The 18,153-nt window shown below is 71.5% G+C and carries 14 protein-coding genes; 3 read left to right on the top strand and 11 right to left on the bottom strand.

What is annotated here, in order from left to right; all coding sequences use genetic code 11:
- Positions 1-7 precede the first annotated feature (7 nt).
- Positions 8-3,442 (top strand): bifunctional proline dehydrogenase/L-glutamate gamma-semialdehyde dehydrogenase, encoded by a 3,435-nt coding sequence (locus JNO54_RS06885; protein WP_204143227.1) that lies wholly within the window; start codon positions 8-10, stop codon positions 3,440-3,442.
- A gap of 9 nt (positions 3,443-3,451) precedes the next feature.
- Here the strand turns inward: JNO54_RS06885 and cimA are convergent, their stop codons facing one another.
- From cimA to JNO54_RS06870, 3 genes are all read right to left on the bottom strand, one after another.
- Positions 3,452-5,038, bottom strand: coding sequence for a citramalate synthase (gene cimA, locus JNO54_RS06880; protein WP_204143226.1), 1,587 nt, complete (start codon positions 5,036-5,038; stop codon positions 3,452-3,454).
- A gap of 284 nt (positions 5,039-5,322) precedes the next feature.
- Complete coding sequence (locus JNO54_RS06875; protein ID WP_307818094.1) at positions 5,323-6,117, bottom strand: HAD family hydrolase; 795 nt, start codon at positions 6,115-6,117, stop codon at positions 5,323-5,325.
- Between the two features lie 40 nt (positions 6,118-6,157).
- Complete coding sequence (locus tag JNO54_RS06870; RefSeq protein ID WP_204143224.1) at positions 6,158-7,255, bottom strand: branched-chain amino acid aminotransferase; 1,098 nt, start codon at positions 7,253-7,255, stop codon at positions 6,158-6,160.
- Between the two features lie 448 nt (positions 7,256-7,703).
- On the opposite strand from JNO54_RS06870, the gene JNO54_RS06865 reads away from it, so the two are divergent.
- Positions 7,704-8,873, top strand: a complete 1,170-nt coding sequence (locus JNO54_RS06865) for an IS30 family transposase (RefSeq protein ID WP_443667581.1) — start codon at positions 7,704-7,706, stop codon at positions 8,871-8,873.
- Between the two features lie 84 nt (positions 8,874-8,957).
- On the opposite strand, the gene JNO54_RS06860 is transcribed toward JNO54_RS06865, so the two are convergent.
- The 8 genes from JNO54_RS06860 to JNO54_RS06825 form a co-directional block, all read right to left on the bottom strand.
- Entirely contained in the window at positions 8,958-10,034 is a 1,077-nt protein-coding gene (locus tag JNO54_RS06860; RefSeq protein ID WP_204143223.1) for a 3-isopropylmalate dehydrogenase, read from the bottom strand.
- A 109-nt stretch (positions 10,035-10,143) separates the two neighbouring features.
- Positions 10,144-11,985: a dihydroxy-acid dehydratase gene (ilvD, locus tag JNO54_RS06855; RefSeq protein WP_204143222.1), complete on the bottom strand. Its 1,842-nt coding sequence runs from the start codon at positions 11,983-11,985 to the stop codon at positions 10,144-10,146.
- A gap of 122 nt (positions 11,986-12,107) precedes the next feature.
- The gene (locus tag JNO54_RS06850) at positions 12,108-12,317 is read right to left on the bottom strand and encodes a hypothetical protein (RefSeq protein ID WP_204143221.1); all 210 of its coding nucleotides are present in this window, start codon (positions 12,315-12,317) and stop codon (positions 12,108-12,110) included.
- 93 nt (positions 12,318-12,410) lie between these two features.
- Positions 12,411-12,866: a DedA family protein gene (locus tag JNO54_RS06845; protein WP_204144595.1), complete on the bottom strand. Its 456-nt coding sequence runs from the start codon at positions 12,864-12,866 to the stop codon at positions 12,411-12,413.
- Positions 12,867-12,997: 131 nt separating this feature from the next.
- Positions 12,998-14,023 carry a ketol-acid reductoisomerase gene (gene ilvC / locus JNO54_RS06840; RefSeq protein ID WP_204143220.1) on the bottom strand — a complete coding sequence of 342 codons (1,026 nt, stop codon included), beginning with the start codon at positions 14,021-14,023 and terminating at the stop codon, positions 12,998-13,000.
- A 94-nt stretch (positions 14,024-14,117) separates the two neighbouring features.
- Positions 14,118-14,630: an acetolactate synthase small subunit gene (ilvN, locus tag JNO54_RS06835; protein ID WP_204143219.1), complete on the bottom strand. Its 513-nt coding sequence runs from the start codon at positions 14,628-14,630 to the stop codon at positions 14,118-14,120.
- A 10-nt stretch (positions 14,631-14,640) separates the two neighbouring features.
- Entirely contained in the window at positions 14,641-16,461 is a 1,821-nt protein-coding gene (locus JNO54_RS06830; protein WP_233703553.1) for an acetolactate synthase large subunit, read from the bottom strand.
- Positions 16,462-16,771: 310 nt separating this feature from the next.
- Positions 16,772-17,293, bottom strand: coding sequence for a SixA phosphatase family protein (locus JNO54_RS06825; protein WP_204143218.1), 522 nt, complete (start codon positions 17,291-17,293; stop codon positions 16,772-16,774).
- A 174-nt stretch (positions 17,294-17,467) separates the two neighbouring features.
- On the opposite strand from JNO54_RS06825, the gene JNO54_RS06820 reads away from it, so the two are divergent.
- Positions 17,468-18,136 (top strand): DUF937 domain-containing protein, encoded by a 669-nt coding sequence (locus JNO54_RS06820; RefSeq protein ID WP_204143217.1) that lies wholly within the window; start codon positions 17,468-17,470, stop codon positions 18,134-18,136.
- The last annotated feature ends 17 nt before the right edge of the window (positions 18,137-18,153 follow it).

Below are 18,153 nucleotides of genomic sequence, written 5' to 3'. Positions count from 1 at the left end.
TCGGTGCATGACCGGACCCACCGACGAGGCCACCACCCCTGACGCCTCGGTCACCGCCCTTCGCCCTCTTGCCGACGACGCCGTGGCCCTGGCCGACCGCTGGGCCGCCGCGACCCAGTCCGGCGAGACCGCCCGCGAGGCGGCGACGACCCGTCAGCTCGCCTCCCTCCTGTCCGACCCGGCCGGGCTCGACCTCGCGGTCCGGTTCGTCGACCGCGTCGTCCGACCCGAGGACGACGCCGTCGCCGCACGAGAGCTCGCCTCGCTCTCGGCCTCGGACGCCTCATTCCTCGGTCGGGTCGATCGGAGCCTCCTACGTGCCGGGGCGCTCGCGGCGCGGGTCGCGCCGCGGCTTGTTGTCCCGGTCGCCCGCGCCCGGATGCGCCAGATGGTCGGGCACCTGCTCGTCGACTCCCGCGACCCCGCCCTCGGCCGGCACCTCGCCGCCGCGAGGGAGCAGGGCTTCCGGCTCAACATCAACCTCCTCGGCGAGGCCGTCCTCGGCGAGGACGAGGCGGCGCGTCGCACCGACCGCACCCGCCGGCTGCTCGAGCGTCCCGACGTCGACTACGTCTCGATCAAGGTCTCCTCGCTCGTGAGCCAGATCGTCACGTGGGACACCGAGGGCACGGTCACCCGCTGCCTCGACCGGCTCCGCCCGCTCTACCGTGTGGCCGCCGAGCACGACCACAAGTTCGTCAACCTCGACATGGAGGAGTACCGCGACCTCGACCTGACGCTCGAGGTCTTCGAGCGGATGCTCTCCGAGGAGGAGTTCCACCGGCTCGAGGCGGGGATCGTCCTGCAGGCCTACCTGCCCGACGCGCTCCCGGCGCTGCAGCGGCTCATCGGATTCGCGCAGCGACGCCAGGCCGCAGGCGGCGCGGGCATCAAGGTCCGCCTCGTCAAGGGCGCCAACCTCGCGATGGAGCAGGTCGAGGCCGAGCTGCACCACTGGCCGCAGGCCCCCTACGAGACCAAGGCCGAGGTCGACGCGAGCTATCTGCGCTGCGTCGAGCGCGCCCTGCGAGCGGACGCGGTCGACGCGGGAGTACGGATCGGTGTGGCGAGCCACAACCTCTACGACCTCGCGGCGGCCCACCTGCTCGCGGAACAGCGAGGGGTCACCACCGCGGTCGACGTCGAGATGCTCCAGGGCATGTCACCCGCGCAGGCCCGGGCCGTCCGCGACACGGTAGGCACCGTGATCCTCTACACCCCCGTCGTCGACCCCGCCGACTTCGACGCTGCCGTCTCGTACCTCGTGCGCCGCCTCGAGGAGAACGCCACGCCGGAGAACTTCCTCCATGCCTTCTTCGCCGAGGGCGACCCGGCCGCGATGCCCGAGCAGGAGCGTCGCTTCCGGCAGAGCATCACCGACATCGCGACGACCTCGGTCGGCCCGCGGCGCGAGGCTGGTCGCGCCGAGATCGGCGAGACCTTCGCCGGCACGCCCGACTCCGACCCGGCGCTGCCGGCCAACCGCGACTGGGCCGCCCGGGCCGTGGCCGACGAGCCACCCGCGCTGCGCTCGCCCCACCTCGGCTCGACGGACGAGGTCGACGAGGTCGTCGCCCGCGCCGCTGCCGCGCACGCGGGCTGGGCCGCCCGGCCGGCGAGCGAGCGCGCCGCCATCCTGCGCCAGGCCGCCCGCGAGCTCGACGGGCGCCGTGAGCAGCTGCTCACCGTCATGGCGGCCGAGGCCGGCAAGACCCCGGCCGAGGCCGACCCGGAGATCTCCGAGGCCGCCGACTTCGCGCGCTACTACGCCGACCGTGCAGAAGAGCTCGAGGACGGGCCGATGACCGACGGGGCCCGGTTCACCCCTTCGCCGGTCACCCTCGTCACCCCGCCGTGGAACTTCCCCGTGGCGATCCCCATCGGCGGAGTCCTCGCGGCGCTGGCCGCCGGGTCCGCCGTCATCATCAAGCCCGCTCCGCAGACCCCGGGGTGCGTCGAGGCTGCCGCCGACGCGCTCTACGCGGCGGGCGTGCCCGACGACGTCCTCCAGGTCGTGCGCACGGACGAGGACGAGGTCGGCCAGCACCTCGTCAGCCACGACGACATCGACACCGTCGTGCTCACCGGCGCCTCCGAGACCGCGGCGCTCTTCGCCGGGTGGCGCAGTAGCCGGGCCGGCGGGCCGCGCGTCTACGGCGAGACCTCGGGCAAGAACGCGCTCGTCGTCACCCCTTCGGCCGACCTCGACCTCGCGGTCGCCGACCTCGTCCAGTCAGCGTTCGGGCACGCGGGGCAGAAGTGCTCTGCCGCATCGCTCGCGATCCTCGTCGGCTCGGTCGGCCGCTCGGAGCGCTTCCGCCGCCAGCTCGTCGACGCCGTGCGCTCGATCCGGGTGGGCTATCCCGTCGACCTCTCGACCCGCATGGGTCCGCTCATCGAGCCGCCGGGCGACAAGCTGCGCCGCGCCCTGACGACCCTCGAGCCCGGCGAGAACTGGCTCGTCGAGCCGCGGCAGCTCGACGAGTCGGGCCGGCTCTGGTCGCCGGGTCTGCGCGAAGGGGTCCTGCCGGGCTCGTTCTTCCACCTCACCGAGGTCTTCGGGCCGGTGCTCGGTCTCATGCACGCCGACGACCTCGACGAGGCGATCGAGCTGCAGAACGCGACGGAGTACGGACTGACCGGCGGCATCCACTCGCTCGACGCCGACGAGATCGACTACTGGACCGAGCACGTCGAGGTCGGGAACGCCTACGTCAAGCGGCACATCACCGGCGCGATCGTCGAGCGTCAGTCCTTCGGCGGGTGGAAGGCCTCCAACGTCGGCCCCGGAGCCAAGGCCGGCGGCCCGAGCTACGTCGCCCAGCTCGGCACGTGGTCCCCTGACGGCCTGCCGACGAAGGGGGCGGACGTCGCCCCGGCCGTGCAGCGGACCGTGGAGGCGATGCTCACCCGGCTCGACGACCGGGTCTCCGACAAGGACCGGGAGATGATCGCAGCCGCTCTGCGCAGCGACGCGCTCGCGTGGGCGGAGGAGATCGGGGTCGAGCACGACCGGGCCGGCCTGCGGGTCGAGTCGAACGTCTTCCGCTACCGGCCGGTCCCCCGCGTCGTCATCCGTGCCGGCGCCGACGCCTCGGTCGCCGAGGTCGTCCGGCTCGTCGGGGCGGCGACGCTGACCCGCACCCCGGTCCTGGTCTCGGCGCACCCCGACCTCGGCCTGCCGGGCAGCCTCGGTCACGTCCAGGTCGTCACGGCGGACGACGACTCCTTCGCCGCTGGTGCGCCCGCCCAGGCCGGACCGGCGGGCCGCGTCCGGGTCGTCGGGTCCACCCCTTCGCCGCTCTCCCAGGTCTCCCCCACCGAGCTCACCGTCATCGACGGTCCGGTGCTGGCGACGGGCCGACGCGAGCTTCTGACCTTCGTGCGCGAGCAGGCGATCAGCCGCACCCGGCACCGCTTCGGGCACGTCGAGCAGGGGTGAGCCTTCGCGTCAGCGGACGGCGACGCCCCCTCGCATGAGGCCGTAGGTGATGCCGTCGAGCAGTGCCTCCCACGAGGCCTCGACGATGTTGGCGGCCACCCCGATGGTCGTCCACGACGTCGACCCGTCGCTCGTCTCGATGAGCACGCGGGTGATCGCGTCGGTGCCGTGCGCGGCGTCGAGGATGCGCACCTTGTAGTCGATGAGCTCGAGCTGGCCGATCTCCGGGTAGACGACGGCCAGCGCCTGGCGCAGCGCCTCGTCGAGCGCGTTGACCGGTCCGTTGCCCTCGCCCGTGGCGACGATCCGCTGGCCACCGGCATGGACCTTGACCGTGGCCTCGGAGAGGGCCTCCTCGCCGGCGCCGCGGACGTCAGTGATAGCGCGCCAGGACTCGATCTGTGCGTAGACCGGCATGCTCGGGTCGACCTCGCGCCGCAGCAGCAGCTCGAAGGACGCGTCCGCCGCGTCGAAGGTGTACCCCTGCTGCTCGAGGCTCTTGACGCGGGCGAGGACCCTGGCGAGGACGTCACCGTCGCCGGAGAGGTCGACGCCGAACTCGCGGCTCTTGAGCTCGACGGTGGCCCTGCCCGCCATGTCGGAGACGAGCATCCGCATGTCGTTGCCGACGTCCTTGGGCTCGATGTGCTGGTAGAGGTCGGGGTCGACCTTGATCGCGCTCGCGTGCAGACCCGCCTTGTGCGCGAAGGCTCCCGCGCCGACGTAGGGCTGCCGCGAGAACGGCGGGTAGTTCGTCACCTCGCTGATCGCGTGCGCGATCCGGGTCGCGTCCTGCAGCCGGTAGGGCTCGACGAGGTCCATGCCGAGCTTGAGCTGGAGGTTGGCGAGGACGGTGATGAGGTCGGCGTTGCCGGTGCGCTCGCCGTAGCCGTTGATCGTCCCCTGCACGTGGTCGGCGCCGGCCTCGACCGCCGCCATCGTGCTGGCCACGGCGCAGCCGGTGTCGTTGTGGCAGTGGATGCCGACGCGGGCCCCGGTCGTGGCGATGACGTCTGTGACGGCGGCGTGGACCTGGCCAGGCAGCATCCCCCCGTTGGTGTCGCACAGCGCTACGACCTCCGCACCGGCGTCGACAGCGGCCTGCACGCAGGCGAGCGCGTACTCGCGGTCGAGGAGGTACCCGTCGAAGAAGTGCTCGGTGTCGACGACGACGGTTCGGCCCTGGGCGACGAGGTGGCTCACGGTGTCGGTGATCATCGTGAGGTTCTCCTCGCGGGTCGTGCGCAGCGCCCGCTCGACGTGCCCGGGGTGCGACTTCGCGACGAGCGTGATGACGGACGCGCCGGAGTCGAGGAGCGCCTGGACCTGGGGGTCGGTCGCGGCGGAGCCGCCCGCCTTGCGCGTGGCGCCGAAGGCAGCGAGCGTCGCGTTGTGCAGCGTCAGCTCGCTCTGCGCCCGCCGGAAGAACTCGGTGTCGTTCGGGTTGGCCCCCGGCCATCCCCCTTCGATGTGGGTGACGCCGAGGTCGTCGAGGTGCCGGGCGATGGTCAGCTTGTCCGCGACAGAGAGGTTGATCCCCTCCTGCTGCGCGCCGTCGCGCATCGTCGTGTCGTAGACGTGGAACGTCGTGCTCATCTGCTTCTTCCTGACGGCACCGGGGTGCGAAGGGGTGGTGCGACCCGCTCGTCGCGCCGGGGCCGAGCCGTGGGTGGGCCTGGACTCCCCTTCGCCGTCTCGGGCACCCTGCTCTGCCCGACAAAGCGAAAGACCCCCCGGGTACGGGAGGTCTGCGCGACGAGCGGGGCTCGTCGCGCCTAGATAATGAGCAGCGTCGCGGTAGCGGCGGAGGTCATCTCGGGCATCACGTGAGCCACCCTGCCACCGCGGCCCGGGGCCTGGGCAGGGCGTCCGCATCGTGGTCAGCGCAGGATCGCCTCGATCGCCGCGGCCACGCCGTCCTCGTCGTTCGAGCCGGTCCGGTCGGTGACGACGGCCTGCACCTCGGGGTGGGCGTTCGCGACGGCGAAGGAGCGGCCCGACCAGGTGAGCATCGGCAGGTCGTTGGGCATGTCGCCGAAGGTCCACACCTCGGCGGCGTCGATGCCGATCTCGGCGCACCATGCCTCGAGCGCGGCAGCCTTCGTCACCCCCGGGGCGGACATCTCGGCGAGCCCCCCGGAGCCGGAGTAGGCGAGGATGACGCGGTCACCGACGACCTCAGCGGCACTGGTGAGGAACTCCTCGTCGTCGAGATGCGGGTTGCGTGCGAGCAGCTTGCCCGCGGCGGCGTCGCGCAGGTCCTCGATGCGGGAGGTCGTCACGAGGTCCTCGGGGTGGTCGTGGATCGCCGCGAACATCCGCTCCGCGGCGAGCCCCGTCGACCGCTCGGCGGCGAAGCCGGTCCCCGGGAGCTCGGACCGCAGGTCGGCCACCACCTCCGCGACGACATCGGGCTCGATCGTGCGCTCGCCGAAGACCCGCTGCTGCAGCACGTCGTAGCGGAAGGCGCCGTTGCCGCACAGGGCGATCCCTCGCGCCCCGACGACGTGCGCGAGGTCGTCGAGCCACCGGGGTGGCCGGGCTGTGACGAGAACCGTCTCGATCCCGGCGTCCGCGGCCGCGCGCAGCGCCCGGACGCTGCGCTCCGAGACGGAGCCGTCCGAGCGCAGCAGCGTGCCGTCGAGGTCCGTGGCGAGGAGCCGAGGGACGCTCACCCTGCCCTCTCCCATGGCGACGGCCTCACCCCTTCGCCCGTCACACCAGCCGGGTCATCCAGCCGTAGGTGTCCTCGCTCCGGCCCTGCTGCATCGACAGCAGCCGCTCGCGCAGGCCGCGGGTGACCTCGCCGCCGCTCTCCCCCGCGGTCGACGGGGCGCTGCCGCCGCCGGCCCAGCGCAGCTCACCGATCGGGGTGATGATCGCCGCGGTGCCGCACGCGAAGACCTCGAGGATCTCGCCGCTGGCGACCCCGTCCTTCCACTCCGCGATCTCGACCTTGCGCTCGACCGGGGTGAGGTCGAACTCGTGGGCGAGCTCGAGGACGGACATGCGGGTGATGCCCGGGAGGATCGTGCCGGTGAGCTCGGGGGTGACGAGCGTGCCGTCCTTCATGACGAAGAAGACGTTCATGCCGCCGAGCTCGTCGACGTAGGTGTGGGTCGCGGAGTCGAGGAAGACGGCCTGGTCGCAGCCGTTCTGCGCGCCCTCGATCTGGCCCGCGAGCGCCGAGGCGTAGTTGCCGCCGCACTTCGCGGCGCCGGTGCCGCCGGCCCCGGCGCGGGCGAAGTTCTCCGCGACCCACAGGGTGACCGGCTTCGGGCCGCCGGTGAAGATCGAGGCGGCGGGGCTGGCGATGACCGAGTACTTCACCTCGCTGCTCGGACGCAGGCCGAGGAAGGCCGCGGAGCCGTACATGAAGGGTCGCAGGTAGAGGCTCTTCTCGCCGTCGCCGAAGGCGGGGACCCACGCCTCGTCGGCCTCGACGAGCACCTTGAGCGACTCGACGAAGTCGTCGACCGGCAGCTCTGGCAGGGCCATCCGGCGGGCGCTCGCGATGAGGCGCTCACCGTTCTTCTCGGGGCGGAAGGTCCACACCGAGCCGTCCTCGTGGCGGTACGCCTTGAGCCCCTCGAAGATCTCCTGCGCGTAGTGCAGCACCGAGGCTGCCGGGCTGATCGTGATGTCCCCGTAGGGGGCCAGCTCGGCACCGGTCCACCCCTCGTCGACCCGCCACGTCGCGGTGACCATGTGGTCGGTCATGTGCGTGCCGAAGCCGGGGTTGGCGAGGATCTGCTCGCGCTCCGCCGGGCTCACGGGGCTGGGGTTGGTGGTGCGGGTGTAGGACAACGTCATCGTCGGCTCCTGGGCTCTGGCATGCGGTGGTTGCAGGGTAGCCCTCGCCCCCGCCGGACCTGTTTATCGGGTCTTGGAACCAGCTGCACCCTCACCCGAGGAACTTCCTCGGGCGGAGGTGCGACTTCTCGGGCGGAGCACCAGGCTGCCCGAGGACGGCGAAGGGGGGTGAGCCGGCTTCGGTTCTCATGGTCCTCGCAACACCTCGTTCTGAGGAGTTGCGAGGACCATGGTCGTTTCGGAGGGGCGTAGGCGCCCGGTGGAGGTGACGCCGGAGCTGGTGGCTGCGGTGGTTGCCGAGTTCGAGACCTCGGGGTCGGTGGGTGCGGCGTCCCGGGTGGCGGGGTGTTCGCACTCCTTGGCGCGCAGGTTGCTGGTGGCGGCGGGGTTGTTCCCGGCGGAGCCGCAGCCGTTGGGTAAGCCGGTGGCCCGGGCAGAGTTCGACGCCCTGGTCGCGGCCGGGGTTCATCACAGCGTGGCTGCCCGGCAGGTCGGCGTTGCTCCCCTGACGGGGAGTTACTGGGTGCGGGGGATCCGAAGGAGTCATGGGCGCACGATCTATCCCGATGGGCGGGTCGTCAGGGCGCCGGCCGCGCGACCCGCTAGACCTGCCGCTGTGGACGAGGTCGTCGGGACGGGCCGGGTGTTGTCGTTGCAGGAGCGGTTGGTCATCGCTGACGGGGTGGTCAACGCTCTGTCGTACCGGGCGATCGGTGCGCTGATCGGCCGGCCGGCCTCGACGGTGTGGCGGGAGGTGAAGACGCACCGCGACCAGCAGGGTCGGTACCTCCCGCACCAGGCCCATGCCAAGGCCGCGGCGACCAGGGCCCGACCCAAAGCGTCCAAGCTCGCCGCCTACGGGCCGTTACGGGACTACGTGATCGGCGCGCTGTCCCGGAAGTTGTCACCGGAGCAGATCAGCAACAGGCTCAAGGTCGATCACCCCGACGACGAGAGCATGCGCGTGTCACACGAGACGATCTACCAGGCCCTGTACTTCCAGGCCCGCGGCGGCCTCAAACGCGAGGTCCAGGCGGCGCTGCGCACCGGCCGTGCCGTGCGCAAGCCCCAGGCCCGTGGGGTACGTGCGCCGCGGTTCGTCGACCCGATGATCATGATCAGCGACCGCCCAGCGGTCGTGGAGGACCGCGCCGTGCCCGGCCACTGGGAAGGTGACCTGATCATCGGCAAGGACTCCCGCTCGGCGATCGGGACCCTGGTCGAGCGCACCACCCGGTACGTCATGCTGCTGCACCTGCCCGGCGCTCACGACTCGATCACCGTGCGTGACCAGCTCGTCAAGACCATGGCCACCCTGCCGCAGCACCTGCGCGGATCGCTGACCTGGGACCAAGGCTCGGAGATGGCCGCGCACGCCTCGTTCACCATGGCCACGGACATGCCCGTGTACTTCTGCGACCCGGCCTCACCCTGGCAACGCGGGTCCAACGAGAACACCAACGGGCTCCTGCGCCAGTACTTCCCCAAGAGCACCGACCTGAGCGTCCACTCACCCGAAGACCTTGAGTACGTCGCTCACGAGCTCAACCAAAGACCACGAAAGACGCTCGACTGGGCAACCCCAGCCGAGCACCTTCGTGATCTACTCACCGGCTAGACAAACCACTCGGTGTTGCTAACACCGCGAGAATCCGCCCGGCCTCTGCGGCCGGCTCCCCCCTTCGTCGGGTGGTGGAGTCGCTCAGAGGCGGCCGGCGATCGCGTCGCCGATCTGCGAGGTGCTGCGCACGACGTCGCCCCGCTCCTGGAGGTCGGCCGCGACGGCCGCCTCGACCCGCTCGGCCTGCTCGCCCAGCCCCAGGTGGGCCAGGAGCATCGAGGCGGAGAGGATCGCGGCGGTCGGGTCGGCCTTGCCCTGGCCGGCGATGTCGGGGGCCGAGCCGTGGACCGGCTCGAACATGCTCGGCGCCGCACCTGAGGGGTTGATGTTGCCGCTCGCGGCGAGCCCGATGCCACCGGCGACGGCCGCGGCGATGTCGGTGATGATGTCGCCGAAGAGGTTGTCGGTGACGATGACGTCGAAGCGCGCCGGGTCGGTCGCGAGGAAGATCGTCGCCGCGTCGACGTGCTGGTAGGCGGTCTCGACGTCGGGGAACTCGGCCGCGACCTCCTCGACGGTGCGCCGCCACAGGTGCCCGGCGTTGACGAGGACGTTGTGCTTGTGGACGAGGGTGAGGTGCTTGCGCGGGCGGGCCTGCGCGCGGGCGAAGGCGTCGCGGACGACACGCTCGACACCGAAGCGGGTGTTGACGGAGGTCTCGGTCGCGATCTCCTGCGCGGTGCCGACGCGCAGCGCGCCGCCGTTGCCGACGTACGGGCCCTCGGTGCCCTCGCGGACGACGACGAAGTCCAGGCCCTTGCTCGTGACGTGCTCGGCGAGCGGGCTCGTCACGCCGGGGTAGAGCTTGGCCGGGCGCAGGTTGACGTAGTGGTCGAGGGCGAAGCGCAGCGGCAGCAGCACGCCCCGCTCGAGGACGCCGCTCGGGACGCTCGGGTCACCGATGGCGCCGAGGAGGATCCCGTCGTGCCCACGGAGCTCCTCGACGACGGAGTCCGGGAGGGTCTCGCCGGTGGCGTGCCAGCGCTTCGCGCCGAGGTCGTACTCGGTCGTGCTGATCTCGACGTCGGCGCCGAGCGCACCGAGCACCTTGAGCCCCTCGGCGACGACCTCGGGGCCGATGCCGTCGCCGCCGATGACGGCGATGTCGAAGGCGGTCCTCGATGCGGGCGAAGGGATATCGAGCTCGGTGGTCGTCATGGCCGGGATGCTAGGTTGCGCGTCCGCCATGTGGGCACCCTGTCCCGCATACCGGACCACCCCCTTCGCACGAGCCAAGGCTCGTGCGAGTCCCGGGCGAGGGAGAGGGTCAGTCGACCTTGCGGCACGCGCCCTTGTCGGCCGACTGCGCGAAGCGGGCGAAGATCTTCAGCGCCTGCGAGACGGGACGGTCCCGGTCGACCGGGGTCCACCCCAACGAATCCTGCTCAGCCCGCCGACGGGCGAGCTCCTCGTCGTCGACGAGGAGGTTGACCCGACGGCCCGGGATGTCGAACTCGATGACGTCGCCGTCGCGGACCAGCCCGATCGGGCCGCCGGACGCGGCCTCCGGGGAGACGTGGCCGACGGACAGGCCGGAGGAGCCGCCGGAGAAGCGGCCGTCGGTGATGAGCGCGCACTTCGGGCCGAGGCCGACGCCCTTGAGGTACGAGGTCGGGTAGAGCATCTCCTGCATGCCCGGCCCGCCCTTGGGGCCCTCGTAGCGGACGACGACGACGTCCCCGGCCTGGACCTGCCCGCTGAGGATCATCTCGACGGCCTGGTCCTGCGACTCGGCGACGCGTGCCGGCCCGCTGAAGGACCACTGGTGCTCGGGCACGCCGGCGGTCTTGACGATACAACCGTCCGGGGCGAGGTTGCCGGTGAGGACGGCCAGTCCCCCTTCGGCGGTGAAGGCGTGCTCGACCGAGCGGATGCAGCCCGACTCGCTGTCCGTGTCGAGGCTGGTCCAACGGTTGGTCGAGGAGAAGGCCTCCGTCGTGCGGACGCCGCCGGGTGCGGCGTGGAAGAGCTCGATCGCCTTGTCGGTCGCGGCGCCAGAGCGGATGTCCCAGTCGGAGAGCCACTGGGCGAGCGAGGCGCTGTGCACGGAGCGGACCCCGTCGTCGAGCATCCCGCCGCGGTGCAGCTCACCGAGGATCGCGGGGACGCCGCCGGCGCGGTGCACGTCCTCCATGTAGTAGTCGCTGCTGTTGGGGGCGACCTTGACCAGGCACGGGGTGACGCGCGAGAGCGCGTCGATGTCGTGCTGGTCGAAGTCGACTCCGGCCTCCTGGGCGGCCGCGAGGAGGTGCAGGATCGTGTTCGTCGAACCACCCATGGCGATGTCGAGGCGCATCGCGTTGGCGAAGGCGGGCTTGGTCGCGATGGAGCGCGGCAGCACCGAGTCGTCGTCGCCCTCGTAGTAGTCGCGGCAGAGGTCGACGACGAGCCGACCGGCGTCGAGGAAGAGCTCGCGGCGGGCGGCGGCGGTGGCCAGGGTCGAGCCGTTGCCGGGGAGGGAGAGGCCGAGCGCCTCGGTGAGGCAGTTCATCGAGTTGGCGGTGAACATGCCCGAGCACGAGCCGCAGGTCGGGCAGGCGGACTGCTCGATCTGGGTGATCTCCTCGTCGGAGACGGTGTCGTCGACGGACTTGATCATCGCGTCGATGAGGTCCAGCCGCGTGGCCGCAGTGCCATCCTCACCGATGATCGCCTTACCGGCCTCCATCGGCCCGCCGCTGACGAAGACCGTGGGGATGTTGAGGCGCAGCGCGGCGAGCAGCATGCCCGGGGTGATCTTGTCGCAGTTGGAGATGCAGACGAGCGCGTCGGCGCAGTGCGCCTGGACCATGTACTCGACGGCGTCGGCGATGACCTCACGGCTCGGGAGGCTGTAGAGCATCCCCGCGTGGCCCATCGCGATGCCGTCGTCGACGGCGATGGTGTTGAACTCCTTGCCGACTCCCCCGGCCTCCTGGATCGCGCCGGCGACGAGCTGTCCCATGTCCTTGAGGTGGACGTGCCCGGGGACGAACTGGGTGAAGGAGTTGGCGATCGCGACGATCGGCTTGCCGAAGTCGCTCTCCCCCATGCCGGTCGCGCGCCACAGCGCGCGGGCGCCGGCCATGTTGCGGCCGTGGGTGGTGGTCCGGGATCGCAGCTCAGGCATGGGTCAAACCTAGTTCTCGTCGGGGTGGGGGCGAAGGGGTGTCCGCCGCAGCGGGACGGGGCGGCCGGGAAATGCCGCAGCCGCCACGTCGGGCGTGGCGGCTGCGTGGCGGTCCGGCTGCGTCAGTCGTCGCTGCCCTGGTCGCGGCGGTCCATGGACTCCTGGAGGGCGCGGCGCGCCTCCTGTGCCTCGTCGCTCATGACGGTGCTCCTCATCGGTACGTGTGCGGCGACGGCACCGACCCTGGTGGGGGTGAGCAGTGGTCCGGCCGCAGGGTCGCCGCGCGCCGTACCGGACATCGCCTGCGCCCACCGTACGTCCGAGGTGTCCACCTGACGGACCCCCCGACCACATGCTGGGACGCCGGACCCGCACGAGCCAAGGCTCGTACCCTCCCCTGTTCGCACGAGCCAAGGCTCATACCCTCAGCGGGCGCGGGCGAGGCGCCGGGAGAGGAGCACGACGAGCGCGACGAGAGCCACCGCGACGAGCACCCACCACCACGGGACCCGGCCGAGGGCCGCCTCGAGCACCGCGAAGCCGATCGTCGTGTAGATCGTCGCCCACAGGACCGCCCCGACGACCAGGGCCGGCCCGAAGTGCGTCCACGGCATCCGCAGCGCCCCCGCGCTGAGGTTGATCGCGGTCTGCAGCCCGACCGTGAGGAAGCCCAGGCTCACCGCCGGCGGCCCGATCTGGCGCACCAGCCGCTCCCCCTGCGTGAGGAGGCGGCCCTGCTCACCCGGGCGATCCCCCTTCGCCCGCCGCCGCTCGGCCGCCGTCCGGGCCCCGCGACCGATCGCGTAGGTGACGCTCCCCCGGACCATGGCACCGAGGAATAGGAAGCCGAAGGCGAGCCAGAACGGCCAGCTCTCGAGCATCTCTTCCACCGGGTCAGCGTAGGCGGCGCGACGGGAGCGCGACCCGTCCCCCCTTCGCCAGACAAGGGTGCGCCTCACCCGGGAACATTTCCCGGGTGAGGCGCACCTTTATCGGATAACCCGATAAAGGGTCAGCGGGCGGCCGAGCCCTCCGTGTAGTCGTCGTCGGTCTGCTTCCACGAGAAGTGCGAGCGCAGGACCTTGCCGGTCGCCTCGATCGGGTGGCCGGCCTCCTTCTCGCGCAGCTCCTGGAACTCCGCGCCGCCGTTGTCCTGGTCGTCGATGAAGCGCTGCGCGAAGGCACCGGACTGGATGTCGCCGAGGACCTCCTGCATGCGCTGCTTGACACCGGCGTCGACGATGCGCGGGCCGGAGACGTAGTCGCCGTACTCGGCCGTGTCGGAGATCGACCAACGCTGCTTGGCGATGCCGCCCTCCCACATGAGGTCGACGATGAGCTTGAGCTCGTGGAGCACCTCGAAGTACGCGATCTCCGGCTGGTAGCCCGCCTCGGTGAGCGTCTCGAAGCCCGCCTGCACGAGGTGGCTCATGCCGCCGCAGAGCACCGCCTGCTCGCCGAAGAGGTCGGTCTCGGTCTCCTCGGTGAAGGTCGTCTTAATGACGCCGGCGCGGGTGCCACCGATGCCCTTGGCGTACGACTTCGCGAGGTCCCAGGCGCTGCCCGAGGCGTCCTGCTCGACGGCGATGATGTCCGGGATGCCGCGACCGGCGACGTACTCACGCCGCACGGTGTGACCGGGGGCCTTCGGCGCGACGAGGATGACGTCGACACCCTTCGGCGGCTGGATGTAGCCGAAGCGGATGTTGAAGCCGTGCCCGAAGACGAGGGCGTCACCCTCGGTGAGGACGGGCTCGATGTCCTCGGCGTAGAGGTGACGCTGCACCTGGTCCGGGGCGAGGATGACGATGACGTCGGCCTCCTCCGCGGCCTCGCGCGGGGTGAGGACGCGCAGGCCCTCGTCCTCGGCCTTGGCGCGGCTCTTGCTGCCCTCCTTGAGGCCGACGCGGACGTCGACGCCGGAGTCGCGCAGGTTGAGCGCGTGCGCGTGGCCCTGCGAGCCGTAGCCGATGACGGCCACCTTGCGGCCCTGGATGATCGCCAGGTCGGCGTCGTCGTCGTAGAACATCTCGGCCATCGTGGGCCTCTCCTTCGGTTGGGGTGGTGCGTGCTGCTGCGTACGTGGGTGAGTGGTCAGGGCGAAGGGGGTGAACCCCGCCTCGCGTGGCCGGCTAGTGCCGTCCGCCGCGGTCGGTGATCGAGCGGCCGCCCCGGCTGATGGCGACCATGCCGGACTTCACGATCTCCTTGACCCCGTAGGGCTCGAGGATCTCCAGCATCGCCCGGTGCTTGTCGGCGTTGCCGGTCGACTCGATGGTCACGGAGTCGGCGGTGACGTCGAGCATCCGGGCCTTGAAGAGCTGGACGGTCTCGAGGATCGGGCCGCGGGTGCTCGCGTCGGCGCGGACCTTGACGAGGAGCAGCTCGCGGTCGACGGAGGTCAGCGGGTCGAGCTCGACGACCTTGAGCACCTCGACGAGCTTGTTGAGCTGCTTGGTGACCTGCTCCAGCGGCAGCTTCTCGACCTCGACGACGACGGTCATCCGGGAGACGTCGGGCTGCTCGGTGGGGCCGACGGCGAGGCTGTCGATGTTGAAGCCACGGCGGGAGAAGAGCGCGGAGATGCGCGCGAGGACGCCGGGCTTGTCCTGGACGAGGACCGAGAGGGTGTGCCTGCTGCTCATGACTGTCCTGTCACTTCCCGTCGTGGTCCGCGTCGAGGTCCTGCTCGATCGCCTCGGACTCCTCGCGGTCCCACTCGGGGGCCGCGTCGCGGGCGATCTGGATGGCGTCGTTGCTCACGCCGGCGGGGACCATCGGCCACACCATGGCGTCGCGCTCGACGACGAAGTCGACGACGACCGGGCGGTCGTTGATCTCCATGGCCTGGCGGATCGTCGCCTCGACGTCCTCGGGTCGCTCGCAGCGCAGGCCGACGCAGCCGTAGGCGTCGGCGAGCTTGACGAAGTCGGGGATCCGGCGACCGACGGAGGTGTGCAGGTCGGTGTTGGAGTAACGCTCGTTGTAGAAGAGCGACTGCCACTGGCGGACCATGCCGAGGCTGGAGTTGTTGATGATCGCGACCTTGATCGGGATGTCGTTGATGACGCAGGTCGCGAGCTCCTGGTTGGTCATCTGGAAGCAGCCGTCGCCGTCGATCGCCCACACGACACGGTCGGGCTCGCCGACCTTGGCGCCCATGGCGGCCGGCACCGAGTAGCCCATCGTCCCGGCACCGCCGGAGTTGAGCCACGCGTTCGGGCGCTGGTAGCCGATGAACTGGGCGGCCCACATCTGGTGCTGCCCGACACCGGCGGCGTAGATCGCCTCGGGGCCGGCGATCTCGCCGAGCTTCTCGAGGACGTACTGAGGAGCGAGCGCCTCGGGGTCCTCGCTCGGGGTGTAGCCGACGGGGTAGCTCTGCGCCCAGCCCTGCGTGCGGGTCACCCAGGCGGAGTAGTCGCCGCGGCGCGCGTCGGGGGCGCTCACGGCCGCGGTGAGCTCGGCGATGATCGCCTTGGCGTCACCGACGATCGGCACGTCGGCGACGCGGTTCTTGGAGATCTCCGCGGGGTCGATGTCGGCGTGGATGACCTTGGCGTCCGGGGCGAAGGAGCTCAGCTGGCCGGTGACACGGTCGTCGAAGCGGGCACCGAGGGCGATGATGAGGTCGCTGCGCTGGAGGGCGGTGACGGCGGCCACGGAGCCGTGCATGCCGGGCATGCCGAGGTGGAGCGGGTGCTCGTCGGGGAAGGCGCCGCGGGCCATGAGCGTGGTCACGACGGGGATGCCGGTCGTCTCGGCGAGGGCCTTGAGCTCCGCGTACGCGCCGGCCCGGATGACGCCGCCGCCGACGTAGAGGACCGGCTGGCGGCTCTTGGCCATGAGCTTGGCCGCCTCGCGGATCTGCTTGGCGTGCGGCTTGGTCACCGGGTGGTAGCCGGGCAGGTCGATGCGCGGCGGCCAGGCGAAGGTCGTCTTGGCCTGCAGCGCGTCCTTGGAGATGTCGACGAGCACGGGGCCGGGCCGGCCGGTGCTCGCGATGTGGAAGGCCTCGGCGATGACGCGCGGGATCTCGGCGGGGTCGGTGACGAGGTAGTTGTGCTTGGTGATCGGCATGGTGATGCCGCGGATGTCCGCCTCCTGGAAGGCGTCCGTGCCGATGGCGGCCGAGGCGACCTGGCCGGTGATGGCCACCATGGGGACCGAGTCCATGTGCGCGTCGGCGATCGCGGTGACGAGGTTCGTCGCACCCGGGCCGGAGGTGGCCATGCAGACGCCGACCTTGCCGGTGGCGCTGGCGTAGCCCTCGGCCGCGTGGCCGGCGCCCTGCTCGTGGCGCACGAGGATGTGGCGGACCTTGACGGAGTCCATGAGCGGGTCGTAGGCGGGCAGGATCGCGCCGCCCGGGATGCCGAAGACGACCTCGGCGCCGACCGACTCGAGCGAGAGGACGAGGCTCTGCGCCCCTGTCACGGTCGCAGGGGGCGCGCTGGCCTGCGCCTGCCGGGCCATGCTGGCCGGGCTCGGCGCCGCGCGCCCCGCGGTCGACTGCTCGCTCACGGTGTCGCTCACGACTGACTCCACTTCTCGTCCGACTCGGTCGGTCCATCATCCGCCCCATGAAAAAGCCCTCCAGTCCCGGGGTCAGGACGTGAAGGGCGCGCGCTGCTGGTGAGCGTCTCGCTCAGGCAGCGCGCCGGGGAACTACAACGATGAGGGCCATGCGGCAACTCTCGCCCTCACGCCGCCACCGTGTCAATAATTGAGACAACCCCGTCCACGATGCGGGACGCGGTCTACCCAACCCCAACACCAGGACCGGTCAGGGGGCGCGGAAGCCGACGAGGGTCGCCTGGCCGAAGTCGAGGTCGGACCAGTGCCCCTGGTAGCGCAGGACGGCCGCGGCGCCGGGCGGGAAGCCCTGGCAGAGCTGCTCGTGGGCCGCCTCGTCGCCCTCGCCGTCGGCAAGCAGGCTCGCGGCCGCCGGGACCGACGGGGCGTGACCGACGACGAGGACGATGTCGGCGTCGCTCGTCGCCTCGCGCAGGACCTGGAGGACGTCGGACTCGCGTCCGTTGTACAGCTTCTCCTCCACCTGGATCTCGGCCTCCGAGCAGCCACCGCAGGCAAGCCCCTCGACGGTCTGCCGGGCCCGCAGCGCCGTGGAGGTGATGACCTCGTCGCAGCCCATGCCCTGGTCGTGCAGCCAGCGACCGAACTCCTCCGCGGCCTGCTGGCCCTGCGCCGTGAGCGCGCGTCCGTGATCTGCCTCGCCCGGCGGGGAGGACACCGCCTCCGCATGACGCACCAGCACGATCGTCCTCGGCTCCGCTGCACGGGTCATGACCCCAGTCTCGCGCTACGGGGGCCGTCTGCGCCAGAGAACCACCGACGACCAGACCACGACCGTGGCCGCAACCCCCGCACGGCCGGCCCGGCGGGTAGCGTCGGCGAGCAACGGCAGCGCACCCCGCTGCCCCGCACCCGGGCCCGCCCGGACCTCACCGAGGAGAGATGTATGTCTGACATCGACCGCCTGCTCCAGCAGCTCCCCACCGACGCCATCGCGGCTCAGCTCGGCGAGGACCCTGCCTCCGTCGACGCCGCGGCCCGGGCCGCGCTCCCCGCCCTCTTCGGCGGGCTCCAGGCCAACGCGGCCAACCCGGCCGGCGAAGCCTCGCTCCTCGAGGCGCTCCAGCAGCACGACCCCTCGCTCGTCGAGGGCGGCATCGACCTGAACGCGGTCGACACCCGTGACGGCGAGGCCATCACGCACCACATCTTCGGCCCGAACGAGGACGAGGTCGTCAACCGCCTCGGCGCGGCCGGCGGCGGCGGCGCGGGCTCGGCCCTCGTCAAGAAGCTCCTGCCGATCCTCGCCCCGATCGTCCTGTCCTACCTCATGGGCAAGCTGCAGCAAGGTGGCGGCGGCGCGAGCTTCCCCGGATCCGCGGGAGGCGGCCAGGGCGGGCGCGAGGGCGGCGTCCTCCCGGGCACCAACCCGCCGGCCGACACCGGTGCCGGGCCGGCGGCCGGTCCCACCGGTGGCGGCCTCGGCGACATCCTCGGGTCGATCCTCGGCGGCGCCGCGGGCGGCGCCCCGACGCAGCAGCAGGGTGGGATGCCAAGCACCGGCTCGATCCTCACCGACCTCCTCGGCGGGCTCCTCGGGGGCGGCCGCCGCTGACCCCTTCGAGGACGAGG

Source organism: Janibacter endophyticus, from assembly GCF_016888335.1.
In the GTDB taxonomy this organism is placed as follows: Bacteria; Actinomycetota; Actinomycetes; order Actinomycetales; family Dermatophilaceae; genus Marihabitans; species Marihabitans endophyticum.
This window is presented reverse-complemented; position numbering and strand designations above follow the sequence as displayed.